Annotated in this window: 14 protein-coding genes and 1 pseudogene; 4 read left to right on the top strand and 11 right to left on the bottom strand. The window is 40.0% G+C overall.

Going from position 1 to position 16129, the window contains the following annotated elements:
* Positions 1 to 192 (bottom strand): annotated as a pseudogene (locus I8751_RS18595) (hypothetical protein); the annotation flags it as partial.
* A 32-nt stretch (positions 193 to 224) separates the two neighbouring features.
* On the opposite strand from I8751_RS18595, the gene I8751_RS18590 reads away from it, so the two are divergent.
* Positions 225 to 680, top strand: a complete 456-nt coding sequence (locus tag I8751_RS18590; RefSeq protein WP_214440603.1) for a GFA family protein — start codon at positions 225 to 227, stop codon at positions 678 to 680.
* A gap of 107 nt (positions 681 to 787) precedes the next feature.
* Here I8751_RS18590 and I8751_RS18585 read toward each other — a convergent pair whose 3' ends face one another.
* The 9 genes from I8751_RS18585 to I8751_RS30270 all read right to left on the bottom strand — a co-directional run bounded on the left by I8751_RS18585 (position 788) and on the right by I8751_RS30270 (position 10429).
* Positions 788 to 1501: a DevA family ABC transporter ATP-binding protein gene (locus I8751_RS18585; protein ID WP_214440602.1), complete on the bottom strand. Its 714-nt coding sequence runs from the start codon at positions 1499 to 1501 to the stop codon at positions 788 to 790.
* Between the two features lie 84 nt (positions 1502 to 1585).
* Positions 1586 to 2743, bottom strand: coding sequence for an ABC transporter permease DevC (gene devC, locus I8751_RS18580; protein WP_214440601.1), 1158 nt, complete (start codon positions 2741 to 2743; stop codon positions 1586 to 1588).
* 64 nt (positions 2744 to 2807) lie between these two features.
* Positions 2808 to 4064, bottom strand: a complete 1257-nt coding sequence (locus I8751_RS18575) for an ABC exporter membrane fusion protein (protein ID WP_225894240.1) — start codon at positions 4062 to 4064, stop codon at positions 2808 to 2810.
* Between the two features lie 7 nt (positions 4065 to 4071).
* Entirely contained in the window at positions 4072 to 4503 is a 432-nt protein-coding gene (locus I8751_RS18570) for a reverse transcriptase-like protein (protein WP_214440600.1), read from the bottom strand.
* Positions 4490 to 5899, bottom strand: coding sequence for an FAD-binding protein (locus I8751_RS18565; RefSeq protein WP_214440599.1), 1410 nt, complete (start codon positions 5897 to 5899; stop codon positions 4490 to 4492). Before I8751_RS18565 ends, I8751_RS18570 begins: the two co-directional genes overlap by 14 nt.
* A 252-nt stretch (positions 5900 to 6151) precedes the next feature.
* Positions 6152 to 6790, bottom strand: a complete 639-nt coding sequence (locus I8751_RS18560; protein ID WP_225894239.1) for a helix-turn-helix domain-containing protein — start codon at positions 6788 to 6790, stop codon at positions 6152 to 6154.
* Between the two features lie 358 nt (positions 6791 to 7148).
* A complete protein-coding gene (gene hemF, locus I8751_RS18555; RefSeq protein WP_214440597.1) occupies positions 7149 to 8153 on the bottom strand; it encodes an oxygen-dependent coproporphyrinogen oxidase in 1005 nt (334 codons plus the stop codon).
* A gap of 134 nt (positions 8154 to 8287) precedes the next feature.
* Complete coding sequence (locus I8751_RS18550) at positions 8288 to 9319, bottom strand: aromatic ring-hydroxylating dioxygenase subunit alpha (RefSeq protein ID WP_214440596.1); 1032 nt, start codon at positions 9317 to 9319, stop codon at positions 8288 to 8290.
* Between the two features lie 42 nt (positions 9320 to 9361).
* Positions 9362 to 10429: an aromatic ring-hydroxylating dioxygenase subunit alpha gene (locus I8751_RS30270; RefSeq protein WP_214440595.1), complete on the bottom strand. Its 1068-nt coding sequence runs from the start codon at positions 10427 to 10429 to the stop codon at positions 9362 to 9364.
* Positions 10430 to 11020: 591 nt separating this feature from the next.
* Between I8751_RS30270 and I8751_RS18540 the strand changes: the two genes are divergently transcribed.
* The 3 genes from I8751_RS18540 (at position 11021) to I8751_RS18530 (ending at position 14367) form a co-directional block, all read left to right on the top strand.
* Positions 11021 to 11224: a plasmid partition protein ParG gene (locus tag I8751_RS18540; protein WP_214440594.1), complete on the top strand. Its 204-nt coding sequence runs from the start codon at positions 11021 to 11023 to the stop codon at positions 11222 to 11224.
* A 664-nt stretch (positions 11225 to 11888) separates the two neighbouring features.
* Positions 11889 to 13559, top strand: coding sequence for a dipeptide ABC transporter ATP-binding protein (locus I8751_RS18535; protein WP_214440593.1), 1671 nt, complete (start codon positions 11889 to 11891; stop codon positions 13557 to 13559).
* A gap of 319 nt (positions 13560 to 13878) precedes the next feature.
* Entirely contained in the window at positions 13879 to 14367 is a 489-nt protein-coding gene (locus tag I8751_RS18530) for a GNAT family N-acetyltransferase (protein WP_214440592.1), read from the top strand.
* Between the two features lie 106 nt (positions 14368 to 14473).
* On the opposite strand, the gene I8751_RS18525 is transcribed toward I8751_RS18530, so the two are convergent.
* A complete protein-coding gene (locus tag I8751_RS18525) occupies positions 14474 to 16084 on the bottom strand; it encodes an iron uptake porin (protein ID WP_214440591.1) in 1611 nt (536 codons plus the stop codon).
* Positions 16085 to 16129 lie beyond the last annotated feature (45 nt).

Below are 16129 nucleotides of genomic sequence, written 5' to 3'. Positions count from 1 at the left end.
CTCACGGGCGAGTATCAAAGACTCACGGGCGAGTATCCAAGACTCATGGGCGAATATCAAAGACTCGTGAGCGAGTATCCAAGACTCATGGGTGAATATCAAAGACTCGTGAGCGAGTATCAAAGACTCACGGGCGAGTATTAAAGACTCATTATAAAATCTGCTTTCAAATTGAGATAATCTTATTGACATACAGTCATAATTAATTCTCAAAGAAAAAACTTGTGAGTATTCCGTATACTGGGGGTTGTCAATGTGGGGAGATTCGTTACGAAATCCACGCCCAACCTTTAACTCTTTACGTATGCCATTGCCGGGAGTGTCAAAAACAATCCTCCAGTGCTTTTGGTATGTCATTGACGGTAGCACGAGATGCTGTGGTTATTATTAAAGGACAGCCAAAAGCTTGGACTCGCAAAGCTGATAGCGGACGTGAAGTAAAAAACCTATTCTGCGGTGACTGCGGAACGCGATTATTTCATGAGCGGACTTACAGCCCAGATACTATCAATGTTAAAGCTGGGACATTAGATGATACAACGAAGTTACGCCCAGTTGGCAATCTTTGGACGCGTAGCGCCCAGACGTGGGTAAAAATTTCAGACCAGATGCTTAACTACGATGGGCAACCAGATGATGTGCATTTGTTATGGGACAAATGGAGACAACAGAATTCATAAATTTTTAGTGTCAGATCTCAAAGCTGGCTGCGTAATATTGACTTGTTTCTAAATATCATACTTATCAATTGCCAGACTATTCGTGCCTCAATCCGATTAACCCGAACTCAGGTTAAAGAACCATCCTCCATAGAAATAACACGAAAGGCAATATCTAGAATCCGATTGTCATGGGTAACAAGTAAGATAGTACAGCCTTGTTCTTGGGCAAGATTTTGCATTAGTTCCACCACATCTCGCCCTGATTTTTTATCAAGTGAAGCTGTCGGTTCATCGGCGAGAATAATTTTAGGATTCGCTACTAAAGCGCGGGCGATCGCAACTCTTTGTTTTTGACCACCAGATAAGTTTTCTGGGTAATAGTTAACTCGATCTCCTAATCCTACCGCTTGTAGCATTCGTAATGCTTTTGCCTGTCTTGCGTTCGCTGACAAGTGATTGTGTAGTTCTAAAGACAACTCGACATTTTGCCGTGCTGTTAAGCTATCTAAAAGATTATGTCCTTGAAAAATGTACCCAATCTGTCGTCTTGTTGTGATTAATTGATTGGGTTTAGCGTTGCATAGTTCTTGACCAATGACTTTTAAGCTACCGTGCTGACAAGAACGTAATGCTCCAATCAATGACAATAAGGTAGTTTTTCCTGACCCAGAAGGGCCAGTCATCATCACTATTTCACCTGGATAAATATCTAAATTGATGTTATGCAAAACTTGTTTGCGTAAGCTGCCTTTACCAAAAAAATGATTAATATTGCGGATATAAATTACAGGCTCATTAGTCTTAAATTGATTTGAACTCCGCCTATTGACTATTTGCATATAACAGTCCTACCTGATTTATAAAATTTTCTATTTCTTTTCTTGGCATTTTGGCGGCTTGGCGGTTAGATAATTTTCATAATATTAAAAAATATCTGCTGGGTCTGCTGCATTCAACTTTCGCATAGCGATCGCTCCAGAAATTAGGCACATAATAATCGTCAAAATTAAAACTTGAATGACGCGATCAGCAGTCATAAATAGCGGTAATTTTGTGGCATTCCGGGTTGCTGTATACATGCCCAAAGAAATCAAACAGCCAGGGATATAACCAAGTACGGCTAAAATTAATGCTTCTTGAAATACAACAGATAACAAGTATCTATTCCGAAATCCCATTGCTTTTAATGTGGCATATTCCGCAATGTGATCCATCACATCACTGTAAATAATTTGATAAACAATAATTACACCCACTAAAAATCCGATTGTCACACCTAAAGAAAAGATAAAACCAATTGCACCACTCTCTTGCCAATATTTCTTTTCAAAATCAATAAATTCCTGACGAGTAAGAACTTTTACATCATCCCCAAGGTAAGACTGCAATTCTTTAACTACTACATTGGCATCACTATTAGGTTTTAGCTTAATTAAACCAAGGTTAACTTTACCTGCTGACTGTGATGAAAAAATTCGTAAAAAGTTTTGGTCACTGGTAATCACGCTCGCATTGGCTACAAAGGATGCGCCAACTTCGTACAAACCCCTAATTGTAACTTTATGTCCTTGGAGTTCTGTTGTGATAGATTTACCTCCATCTACAGAGGCGATCGCTTGTTGGTATTTGCCGTTGGCGTTACGGTCAAATAAAAGTGTGTCTGGATACTTAATCAAATCTAAATTTTTATTGACTTGTGGCAAGTTAAATGCAGGTTTATCTGGATTAAAACCAATCACCAAAATTGACTCATCAAGCTTAGTTTCCAGGCTTTTCCAAACTCCCAAACGGATGTACAAGGGATTAACTGATTCAACCTGGGATAAATTCGCCGCTTGAAACAAACGCCGCCGAGGAAAACTACTCAGAAGTCCTAAATTTTGTGCTTGGCGGCTAACTATTATTAAGTCTGTTTGCAGAAGTAGATGAAAGCGTGTATTGCTGTCATATAAAGCAGATTGAAAGCCCAACTGCATCAACATGAGAAAGTTAGCAAAGGTAATTCCGCAAAGAGCAACAATAAAACGCCCCCTTTGCTTTTTTAGTTGCAGCCAAGCTAATGGAATTTTGTGTTTAAACATGGGATGATCACGCAGAGGCGCAGAGACGCAGAGAATAAGAGTTTGAGAGATTGAATTTCCCTCTTCATAAATTAATCTCGACATTGACCTGAAGATTTGTCAGGTGGGCTACTTTTTGACTTGCAGCTTTGTCTAAACGAATTTTGACTTCAATTACTCTGGCATCTGTTGCTGCTGTGGGATCGCTGTCTAATACGTCTTTTTTCGCTACTGTTAAGCCAATTTGATCAACAGTGCCGCTTAATTTACCAATAAAGGCATTGCTGGGGCTGGTAATATTAGTAGTTTGACCAGGGCGAATTTTGGCAATATCACTTTCGTAAATCTCTGCGATCGCATACATTTGGTCAGTTTGTCCAAGTTCCACAACTCCTTCATTGCCGACTGTTTCTCCGGGATGAGCTTGAATCCGCAGAATTTGACCAGCTTGTGGCGCTCGGACGTAGGCTAATTTCAGTTCAGATCGCATTTTACCAACTGTAGCAATAGCACTATCTATCTCTGCTTGTGCTGTTGCTATATCTGTAGGACGTACTTGGGCTGTTTTTTCCCAGGTGGCTTTGGCTTCTTGAATTTGGGCGCTCAGTGTGCGTTTAGTGCGCTCTAAGTTTGCTTTAGCGCTGTTTAATTGTTCTTGGGCGGTTGTCAGAGCTAATCTGCGACTATCTAATGTTGCAGCTGCGATCGCTCCCTCATTATAAAGAGCTTGATTGCGTTTAAATTCGATGTCTGCATTCTGTAATTCTGCTTTCGTGCGAGCAATGGTGGCTGACTGGGTTTGGATTTCACCATCTAACTGGGCTTGCAAGTTTTTAATGTTCGCTTGAATAGCGGCTAATTCTCCTGGTTTTGCTCCTGCTTTGACCTGAGCTAAACGATATTGGGCAACTTGGACTTGCTTTTGGGCTTCGATTAAATTCGCTTGCAGGCGATCGCGATTATCTAAAATAGCAATGACTTGTCCTGCTCGTACCTGATTACCTTCATCTACTAACAATTGAATTACACGGCTACCGCTACCAATGCTAGGATTCGTAGGAGCAGAAACCTTAATCACTTCACCTGCTGGCTCCAATCTTCCCAATGCATTTACTTTAGAAATTACTGGTTGGTTAACTTGTGGAACTGCTACCAATTTGCTTTTAGGCGTAGCTGATAGACGAGCTATATATAAAACTCCTATTCCTATCCCCAGCATACAGATAACACCTAAAGCAACTAACCAGCGAAATTTAGGTGTAAATAAAAATGATTCATTAATTTCTTCAGACTCTTGCAACATCTCTGCGTTTTTCTGCTTCTGTGTGAGTGAAATTTTCATACATTTATTATTTTTCAGTAATGTCCAAAATAGTGCTAAACATCACTTTCATTTCAGACCAAGACCGATACTCCAATTTATAAAACTGAAAGCGGCTAAGGAGAATAACGACTTGTTGATAAAGGGGCATCAAAGCTAGATCATCGATATTGCTAAATCCCTGTAATTGATTAATGATTTTCAGATTCTGACTAAAGAACATGACATCACGAAAGTTTAATTCCTGAGATTTTCTCAACCCCAAAATAATGCTGTGATATTCAGCAATATTCTTTGGCATATTCCCCAGATATTGGCGTGCTGTCGTTAATATTTTTCCATCTAAATTATATGTAGCAGCAATAGACCAACCGGGATTTTTTTTAGATATGGCATAACAGTAAACAGTAACATGGTTACTCGAAACGTAATTAAATCCAGGACGACTATAATAATGCATGAGATTCATTTTTTTCTCCAACCTGTTCATACTTAAAAAAGCCAGGATTGAGTATCATCTGAGGATCGTACTTCCTCTTAATCTCATTGACTTTAGGCCAGTAATCACCAAATTGTAGTCGCCATTTTGGTAGATCGAAGTCTGCCCAGGTAGCCATATATCTTTTACCACCCATTTGCAAACCCAGGTCAGTGAGAAAATTTAACTGTTCTGTAACATGTTGAATCTGAAATTTAGGTATAGTTGGATATAACCCTAAACCAATAACTAAATCTTCTTCAGGTAAAGGGAACATGGGCATTTTCATATTGCGGTTAAGTAGGCAAAATGAACCCACAGGTACAGTACGGAAATCAATAAAAGAAGGAATGTGTTTAAGAGCAATATCGATGTATTTTTTTGCCATTGACCCCGGCAAAAGCACATCTATCCAAGAGTTAGCAGTATCTACAGGATGCGGTACTTGTGCTATTGGTTGGATGAATTTCTTAAAAGTCAGGTCTTCAGTGTGGATATGACGATAAAAATTCAAGCTAGAGAGCAATTCTATCTCATTTATATCATTTGTAGAATCCACTTCTAGAGTAATTTGCATCCTATAAAACCACTCAATTATAGGTCTGATTCCATTTTCATTTGCCCTCGATGCTCCTAGTAAACAAGGAGAGAACAAAGATACCAAACCATCTATCCGGCTTTCTGATGTCAGTAAGCTTTGATCATTCAAGAGGATATCTAAATCGTCATAACAAAGGAAATAACTACGAGTAAAAGGACGATATTTTCTGAGTCGATTTTGTACTTGGGTAATGATGCCAAATTGACCATAACCGCAAAGAACATGATTAAAAAGTTCACTATTTTTTTCTGGCGTACACCAAATTATATCTCCTGTTCCAGTTACAACTTCCAAACCCAAACAATTATCAGCTTGAGAACCGTAACGAAAAGAACTTAACCCTAAACCACCTGCTGAGAGGGTTCCCCCTAAAGTAACTTCAAAGTTATTTGTGAGAACGGGAGGAACTACACCGTATGGTATTGAAGTATCAACTACTTGCTTCCAAGTCATACCAGCATCAGCTTTGAACCAAAGTTCATCTGGGCGGAACTCATGAATTTGATTGAGATTCCTCATATCTAAGAGGATGCCATCTTGGTTCAAAGATTGACCACTTAATGAATGTCCCGCTGCTCTTGAAGAAATAGTTAAACCTTGCTTGGCAGCATATTTAATAGCTTTAGCAACATCAGTAGAATTCTTTGGACGAACAATAATTCGAGGCTGTTTTTGAATAATGCCACCAAAATCATGAGAAACAGCCTCTAACTCTTCTTTTGTGTTACTAACTTCACCTTCAATGATGTGTCGTAAATCTGAGAGGATATTATTCATGTAAATGAAACTATGTTAAACAATTAAAAAAAATAGAAAAAGTTTGTAGTAAGAACTTCATACCATTTCACGCAAAATCTGATACAGATGTAAAGCCTGAAAACTTTGCTGTATCTAAGTTCTTTAATTGCGGTAGCGAGGAACGAGCGTCATTGCGAATTGGTATAAGTCCTATTTCTGCGCGCAGCATCTCGTGGAAAATATCACGCCAACTCACTACAAACTTTTAATTATTGAAGCTGACTTACCTACTTAATGTAATAAACGCATTTTCAAAATTTTGAAACCAATCCGAATTAAACTAGGAATCAATCTAACAATCTCTGCCAAACGATTGATTAAATGAGAATTAACATTTGGCATTTGGCTAGTTGATTCTACAACCTGATTTGCAGGCCTTTCATATTTAAATACACAAACACAGTCATCTTCTGATTGTTTACTCAAAATTGCAGCCTTTATCCCTGGAAAAGCTCTTCTAGTGGCTTCTTGTTCCATCTCACAGAAAACACGACACGGACTACTAAAACCGTATTCTTGAGCCATGGATAATACTGGGCAAATTCTTTGAATTTCTAAGGCTGCATCAGTTCCATTTTGAGATATATCTACTACTTCCATCACAAAGCCCATCAGCCCTAATAAGGGAGATGCTTTCTTGAAACCTTGGGCTAGAGTATTGTTATCAATGAAAGTACCCATCAGCGCTTTTTGCTGTTGAGGATATTTTTCCATCATCTGTTCAAAAGCAGCTTCTTCACCTAGCTCTTCTACCAATTTTTTGTATCTCTGAAATCTGTTTTTAAACAATTTTATGGCTTTCGATTCATCAATATTGATGATATCTTCCATTCGTAAATTGCCTGTTACTAAATCAGTTTCTACTTTCATTGTTTTTTTCACACTCTTCATCACTAATGAATAGTCTTGAAACTAATCTTTATATACTGGAATACAAGCAAAGACAAATTATCCAAACAAGTATGTACTTGCAAGAGTTAAGACAGATTAATACAAGATCTATTTCAAGTTCACCTGTTATATTTCTTTGCCGTCTTATCTTTTTATTAGTAAAGCTGTTTGCTATTTCATGTAATGAATGCTTGTATGTCTCAGTTCGGTTTCTTGACATACTTGTAGTTTTGGAATGCCTGACTGACAGCAATTTTTTCTTCCTCATTTCACCAAAAATTATCTGATTTTTCTTGCCCAATTTATTTGTGCTCAACATTCATCACTATCAGACAATTTATAACCACTCTCTGGGATTTTTTAGTACTTCTTTCAGCATTGCTTCTTTACTACCAGGAATAGGTTGATCGTCATATTCCCAACTAGCAGCCGGAGGCATACAATTAAACACACTTTGTTGCTTAACCATACCGCTTGCTAGACCAAAACGTAGACCGCGATCGCACGACAAAATAAATTCCACATAACGCCCACGCACAAGGCGTTGCCAGTACTTATTTTGCTCTGTAAAGTTCATGTCTTTGCGTCTTTCGACAATTGGCATATAAGCAGGAAGGAAAGAATCAGCACAATGAGTCACAAGCGCCAGAAGTTCTTGGGGATTACCTTGATTTAAATGATCAAAGAAAATTCCACCAATGCCTCGACTTTCACCGCGATGTGGGATATGAAAATACTCGTCACACCACTTTTTAAAGCGGGGGTAATAAGAAAAGTCATACTGGTCACAGACTTCTTTATGCACCTGATGAAAATGCACTGCATCTTCTTCAAAAAAGTAAGCTGGTGTGAGATCTGCTCCGCCGCCAAACCACCAATAAACTGGTTGGGTATCATGATTGATCTGGAAATAGCGATAGTTGACATGAGCAGTAGGTGCCATCGGGTTATGAGGATGGATCACAAAACTAGAACCTGTGGCGAAGAAGCGATTACCTTTGTTACTAGTTATGAGATCTGCTGTTTTTGTGGCCAAAGCACCCGATTGCTGAAAAGACATGCCAGGAGGTAATTCACCCTCTATTGCGACATAATTGGCTCCCACTTTTTCTAAGACGTTGCCATTGTGCAAAGCGCGATCGATATATATAGCGCCCTCTTTACTCTCACCAACCGTCCAGATATTATTGCGATCGCGGTTCCAGGATTTTTCTTCTAAACTCTTACCCTCTAACGCCTCAAGAGCTTGGCAAGTATTTTCAAACATCTGTCTGAAATTCTTGTCGATTACCCCGCGCATTTTTGGTTGTTGTAGCACTGATTTCTCTAGCACATCTGTCATAACTATCTCCTCACTATTAATTCCGTCTTATCCTGCTGCAACCATATCGTTGCTTTGAGATATTGATAGCTTAGGGAACATCTGCAATATCATGAGACAATTTTTAAGCCGATTCCAACAGGGTATTACCGCAATCACAGGGATTTCAGGGGTTCATTCACAAAATTAGCCTTCAACGGTGAAGGTGATGCCAAATGTTTTTGAAGTAGCTTACGAAAAGTAATATCTAAAGCGTCAGCAGCCACATGAAGCTCTGCTGATATTTCGGGTATTGGTTGAGAGTTTAAAGTTGCGACTACTACTGTATCTTCTTGGGCAAGTTTATGGTCAAGCTTTCTAAAAAAACCATCTAACCAAGGTAGGGGTAAAATGTTGCGATATAAAACACGTTTGACAACAGTAGTATTGTCATCAATCGGTAGGTGGGCAACTAAAATACCGAACTTGATATCAAAGCTTTCATCTCTACCTATGCTAATTTCTGCTAGGGTAACGTTGGGCAGATATAAGGTTAATTTTGTCTTTAACTCTGGCCGTCCACCAAGTAGAAAATTTAAAACACTTTTTGAGTTGCCCAAGGATTCATACTTAACTTTGGCAACTGCGCCCCAATCGTATTTTTCGACATTGTACTTAATAGTTTTATTTATGGGAACGCGCTGACCAAATGATTTTCTATGAACCGCAATTACATGGGTAAAATCAAGATTAGCTTCCATCAGACGGGCATAGTTAGCATTATCTATACCCTGATCATAAACAGGACGCATAGTCGAAACCATGTATTCGGGAAATGTTGGCAAGGGAGGGCGTTGTTCTGCTGGTAAGTCTCCATAAAATAACCAGACAAAACCATATTTTTCTTGGACTGGATAGCTGTCTACACTAGCTTTTTTAGGAATTGGTGTTCCGATTGCATTAGAAGGAATATCAATACATTGTCCATCAGCTTGAAACTTCCATCCATGATATGGACAATGAATACAATCGTCTTTAATTTGACCGAGAGATAAAGCAGCGCCACGATGGGGACACTGATCTTTTAGGGCTATGATTTGTCCTTGAGTGTTGCGGTAGAGGACAAATCTCTGATTTAACATCACAATTTGCTTGGGCTTGTTGGTGACAGCAAAGCTAAATTCACAAGCATACCAGAAGTTTTTCAAGGTATTTGCCTCAAATACAAAACAGATCTCTGTAAATACGACTTAGTTAATTAACGAAGCGCAAACAGGTCGTATTTGGTTACGGTTAATGTTGTCTGATTCACTTTTATTCAACTTCAAACCCCAACCCATAGCCAGATATTTTTGGCGGAGCTGACGATAGGCAATAGTCAAGGCATCAGCCGGAACATGAACTTCATCAGACAAAGTATCCGGTATAAATTTGGGATATTGCGACTCGGTGACAATTCTATCTTCCAAACCAACTTTATGGTGAAATTTCACAAATAAACTGTCTGCCCAGGAGTGAGTGAAAAAATTACGAAATTGAATCCGCTTACTAATAGTTGTATTGTCATCAACAGGAATATGGACAGCATAATTGATCATTTTGCCACGGCCAAAATCACTTTCTATCTTGGTTATGTTGGGCAAATAGAAAGTAGTCTTGGCATTCAATTGTGTGCGTGCTGGACGAAAGAAGGATTTAAATACTCCATTTTTGGGCTTAGTGTAATTTTTGTATGTGATTTTGGCACTAATCCCCCAACTTTCATTTTGAACTAAATAGTCTTCCACTCTAGGATCTTGTGCAAATCCTGCCCCAAAAGAATTAGCATGAACTGCATATAAATGAGCTGGATCAAGAGCGTTTTCAATAACACGAGTATAGTGAGCTTGCATCTCATATTCTAAGTAAATAGGATGCATAGTTGGGTCTTCATATTCTGGCAAGGGAGGAATTGGTGGACGCTCTTGAGACGATAAATCCCCATAAAATAGCCAAACAAAGCCATACTTTTCTTGCACTGGATAGCTCTCTACATTAGCTCTTTTAGGAATTGGTGTTCCGGTTGCATTAGAAGGAATTTCAATACATTGTCCGTCAGCTTGAAATTTCCATCCATGATAAGGACAACGAATACAGTCGCCTTCTAGCCAGCCCATAGAAAATGCAGCACCACGATGAGAACACTGGTCTTTCAGCGCTACAACTTGCCTCTGAGAATTGCGATAAAGGACAAATCGCTGATTTAACAGCACAATTTGTTTGGGTTTTTTTGTGACAGCAAAGCTAAATTCACAAGCATACCAGAAGTTTTTTAGCACACCTAAAGCTCCTCTATCCTAAACAAATTAGTTTATTAAAGTAATTTTTGATACTAAACAAAAGTCTCTGACTCGGTTTTTATGTTCTCAAGATTTGACGGGGAATGTAAGTAAGCAACAAGGTTTACACAAATCTAATGTTTTTTTATTACCCCTAGCTAAAAAATCACCAACCATGACAGACACATATTTGTGTTTAGTTAAAAAAATGTTTTTTTGGACAGTTACAGGATGAAAGAAGCTCAAACAGATCCTAAAAGAATGCCTAGAGTCTATTTGCTCACTATGTGGTTTGGAAGTATCGTTTGTAGTTTTTTTGCAAATAATTATCTGGCTTCATGCTTGTACACGAGTATTTATTTCATGGCAATAAAGCTGATTTAAGCTAAAAAATAGCTTAAATAGCTTATTAGATATTTGTTTGCCCCGACTGACACTTTCTAGCGTCTATTGCCTTTGTTGCGTGTCTTTCTTTGGGTATAGGTGATACTATACCAATGCACTAGTGCATTAGTCAACCAATGTATAATTTTTCTCTATTAACCATTGCACCAATAAACTAGTGAATAGGTTCATTAGTTGGGGTATAGTGTGGCACAAGGAGAAGCTTCGATAAGGGTCTATCTGCCTCCTGAGATAAAGGACAGATTTAAAACAGTTTGCTTTTTTAAGGGACTCAATATGTCTGACGTTACAGCTGAACTCATTGAAGACTGGTTAGCCAAAAATGATATTGATTTGCCTATTTCGCAAAAAAATGACCCTTCACCCAAAAGCAAAAAGAGTGGAAATTAGCATGATAGAAGAACAACTAACATCGCTGCCTCGGAGTCAAAAGACTTTTAGTTTTTACTTTTTGATGTTGTTACGTACTAGTGTTCTGTCACACCAAACTTAAAGGCTTGTAGTGAGTGGCTTGAGCCGCTGACTAAAGCACTTTAGTGCTTACTACAAACTCCTCATATTTGCTGTGACAGATTAGTTAAAATGCCTAGAACCATCCACACAGTGATTCCCCAACTGACCAAAGCGGCAATAAGACGGGTAAGAGGTAAGCAAGATCGCGCACAACAATAAAGATGTGATTTTACGACAATTATGATTACAGCCAAGTTAGAAGTAACAATCAAAATTATTTCCAGACAGCAGGAATTGAGGTAATGACGAAATTTATAGCAGGCAACTATATCGCATCTGGTTAAAGACCTATTATTAAGATCGCAGGGGAGCAGGGGAATAGGAGAGAAGTGCGGTCTTGGGGTCTCCCCAAGTGGAGCAACTTCGGGGAGCAGTGGTTCAGGTGCAGAGGTGCAGAGGTGCAGAGGAGAAAATTATTCCCTATTCCCCATGTTCCATTAAACTTATTGCCTGGAACAGCTACTTTAAAGAATCTGATACACTATCCTAAATTTTGCAATATAACAGCTGGTAGCTGATAGCTCAGGGCTGATCAATAACTATGAGTAAAGTCTTATTTGGTATCGAAAATCTGCGAGTTGCTTACCCTCAGCGTAGCCAAGAAGAACCAAGCTGGGCGGTTGATGATGTATCTTTTACATTGCAACCAGGTGAAAGAATGGGATTAGTGGGAGAATCTGGTTGTGGTAAATCCACCTTGGGAAGGGCAGCAATGCGCTTGTTACCAGCTTCTAGCTGTGTTGAGGGAAGGGTAACATTTCAGGGAGAATCAGTATTTGATTTAACGCCACCTCAATTACGAAAATTTCGGGGGGAGGCAGTAGCGCTGATTTTTCAAGATCCGATGACACGTCTTGATCCGTTAATGACGATTGGCAAACACTGTATTGAAACCCTACAAGCGCACTCACCACAATTATCTGATCAAGAAGCCAAAGAAAAAGCGATCGCGACTTTAGCAAAGGTAAATATTCCCGCCAGTCGTTGGCATCAGTATCCCCATGAGTTTAGCGGTGGAATGCGGCAACGGGTAGCGATCGCCTTAGCTTTATTACTCAACCCCAAGTTAATTGTCGCCGATGAACCCACAACCAGTTTAGATGTCACCGTTTCCGCACAAATTTTACAAGAATTGACTCGTTTGTGTGGTGAAGAAAACATGGCTTTGCTGCTGATTTCTCACGATTTGGCGATGGTAGGAGAGTATTGCGATCGCATTGGCGTGATGTATGAAGGCAAAATGGTAGAAATGGGTGCGACAGAATCTGTATTTCGGCAACCCCAGCACGAATACACGCGATCGCTCTTAAAAGCAGCTTTGCATATTCAAGCTGTACATGATGATGGGGAATTAGTAATTGCCAATGCCCAAGAACAGCAATCACCAATTATTAATGAGCAATCCCCAATTTTGCGAGTTACAGAACTCAAGCAGCATTACACCATCGAGCCTAATTTGATCGAAAGGCTATTTAAAAGGCAGCCTCAAACCATTAAAGCAGTAGATGGCATTAACCTAGATTTGTATCCGGGTGAAATTTTAGGATTAGTTGGAGAGTCAGGTTGCGGCAAAAGTACGTTGTCACGGACAATATTACAACTCATTCGTCCGACATCTGGCAAAGTCGAATTTTTGGGAAAAGATTTAACTTTATTGTCACGCCAAGAAATTCGTTCCTCCCGGCGACAAATGCAAATGGTGTTTCAAGATCCTCATGCTTGTCTAAATCCAGCCATGACTGTAGGGCAAAGTATCGCTGATCCTTTATTTATCCACCATCTTGCCGATGCAGCCAAAGCCAAAGAACAGGTTTTGTGGATGCTGCAAAAGGTAGGTTTAACACCGCCAGAAATGTATTATGAACGTTATCCCTCAGATTTGTCTGGTGGACAACAGCAACGAGTAGCGATCGCTCGTGCTTTGATTACTCACCCTAAACTTTTGATTTGCGATGAACCTGTGAGCATGTTAGATGCTAGTGTGCAATCACAAGTACTTGATTTGATGTTGCAGTTAAAAGAAGAATTTGAGTTAACTTACTTGTTCATCACCCATGACCTTTGGTTAGCGAGATTTTTATGCGATCGTATTGCCGTGATGCATGGAGGTAAAATTGTAGAATTAGGCCAGACAAAACAGATTTTTGCCAATCCCCAACACCCGTATACCAAAACTTTACTAGCAGCTGCTCCCTTGCTGGCAAGAGCTTAACTATACGGCGGAAATAAACCATCCATTAAAATGCCTAAAATCCTTGCAAAAAGTTAATTACGAATTACCCTTCTCCTGATGGAGACACTACACGAACGGGTGACGCTCTCTGCGAGACGCTACGCGCTAAGCGCAGCTATGCCGTAGGCTTTACGCAAGCCCGCTAGCGCTACGCTAACGGCAGTTACTCCACTTGGGGAGACCCCTAGACCGTACTGCCTCACGAATTACGAATTACGAATTACGAATTAAGCGCAGCAGTATTTAGCGGTTTATTAAAGCTATATTATTTTTGAATATTTCCTCCTAAACAGCAGCGATGACTATCCGCCATGCGACTGAAATTGACTTACCTGCAATTGTGGCAATTTATAATGCTGCAATTCCCAGCCGCACCGCCACCGCTGATTTAGAGCCAGTATCTGTAGACAGTCGCCTTGCTTGGTTTCGGGGGCGAACTTTACAACGCCCACTTTGGGTAATAGATATAGAGGACGTAGTTGTTGGCTGGCTGAGTTTTCAATCATTTTATGGGCGACCAGCTTACAGTAAAACTGCCGAAATTAGTATTTACATTGCCCCAGCTTTTTATCGACACGGTTTGGGACAACAACTCTTAGCAAAAGCAATTTGCGAAAGTCCGAATTTGGGTTTAAAAAATTTAGTGAGCTTGATTTTTGCTCATAATCAACCTAGTTTAAAACTATTTGAAAAATTCGGATTTCAACCTTGGGGACATTTACCCCAAGTTGCAGAACTTGACGGCATTGAACGAGATTTAATAATTATGGGACTCCGGATTAGTTAACCTTAAAATTTTCGTGTTCGTACAAAATGTCTATTATTCTGTTCAAGACAAAAGCCCGCTTAACAGCGGGCTTTTGTTTGGTTTTTAATAAACCACTAACTCAACCTTAGAAACTGAAGGTAGTACGAATTGTACCTACATAAATAGTGTCGTTAGCATCGTTGTGTTCAGGATTGAAGATTACCAATACACCAGGAGTGATGGCAATATTATCGCTGAAGCGCATTTTGTAGAGGGCTTCTAGATGATAAGAAGTGTCGGGATCTTCTCTAGTTGCGATATCGTTGTTGGTGACTCTGGGTGGTTGACCAAAGATCACACCCAATAAGTTGCCCTCTCTACCAAAATCTTTTAAACCAAGAGTAGCAGCCCAGTAGAATAAATCTGCATCGCTACCTCTAGCAGCACCAGCTTCAGCAATTGCAGTGGTATAACCAGCCCAACCACCAACACTCAATTTTGAGCTGGGTTGGAAGCTGGCTTGTATGCCGTAGTGGTTTCCTGTAGTAGCAACACCATCACCAAATGGCCGTCTGGCTAAGGAACTACCCGTACTTCCTGTTAGGTTAACATCGGCCTCAGCATCAGTATCAAAACCACCATCATAAGTATGTGCGTAAGTAAAACCTACACTTAGAGCTTGGCTGGGTTTAAATTCTAACTGACCAAAAGCTGCATAATCACCATCGGCAATACCGAATCCGTCGCCAGGGTTATTAGATCTTGGTGCTAGATAAGCCCCAGATAAAGTAAAAGCCCCTGTAGGATTGAGTTGCACCGTGACACCAGCACCCCCAGAACCTTGGCGATAGATGGGGCTAAAACGTCCGTAGCGGGAAATAGCTCCTGAACCACTGCTATTTAAACCGGGGTTGAAGACGTTAATGTTCTCGTACAATTCAGCACCGACAGCTTCAACCTTTACTTTTGCTGGGCCGAAATTAAAAGCGTAGTTGGCTTTATCAACTTCAACATTGTTGCCATTATCGCCGTCAAAGCCTAACCGAGTCATTCTGGTTCCTGTAACGTCACCATCAAACTGGGTAATATTGGCAGCTTCCAAACGCACTTGCAACTTGTCTTGACCTGTGAAACTGCTTTCAAAGCCCAAACGAACCCGATCGGCGAAAATGATATTGTCTTGTAAATCGCCACCACCTGCTCTTTCATCTCCGAAAACACTAGCTAAGGCAAATATTGCTTCGCCCTTTAACTTGGTGGTGGTAGAGAACTGATTAGCTTCCAATTCAGAGGTGCGGGCTTCTAGTGAATCAACACGACCGCGTAAGGTTGCTAATTCAGCAGAAAATTCTTCTTGTAAACGCTGTAGGGTTGTTAGGTCTTGCTTAGTTACTAAGTCAGCTGTAGCTGTCGCAATCAGTTCGTTAACTCTGTCTAAACAAGCATTCAAACCAGCAGCAAATTCATAACGTGTCAAAGCACGGTTGCCCCGGTAAGTACCGTTGGGATAACCAGCGATACAGCCATAACGCTCAACTAGTGACTGTAAAGCTTGAAATGCCCAGTCTGTAGGCTGTACATCCGAAAATTGAGACACGGATGTTACTTGACCAATGTCGTTAGACTCTTGGGACAGCTGAGCAACAGTTGTTACCTGTTCATTTACTTCTGCTGCCAAAGCGCTGTTAGCAGCAATAAATGTAGCGGCGACAACAACTGGACTGAGTTTTAGAACATTCCAGAATGATTTTGTCATAATCTTAAACTTTTACTCACACCAACTAGTTAATATCATGGTAAA

Source organism: Atlanticothrix silvestris CENA357 (assembly GCF_016056295.1).
Classification (GTDB): domain Bacteria; phylum Cyanobacteriota; class Cyanobacteriia; order Cyanobacteriales; family Nostocaceae; genus Atlanticothrix; species Atlanticothrix silvestris.
Note: the sequence above shows the minus strand (reverse complement) of the source record. Positions and strands in the feature narration are given on the sequence as shown.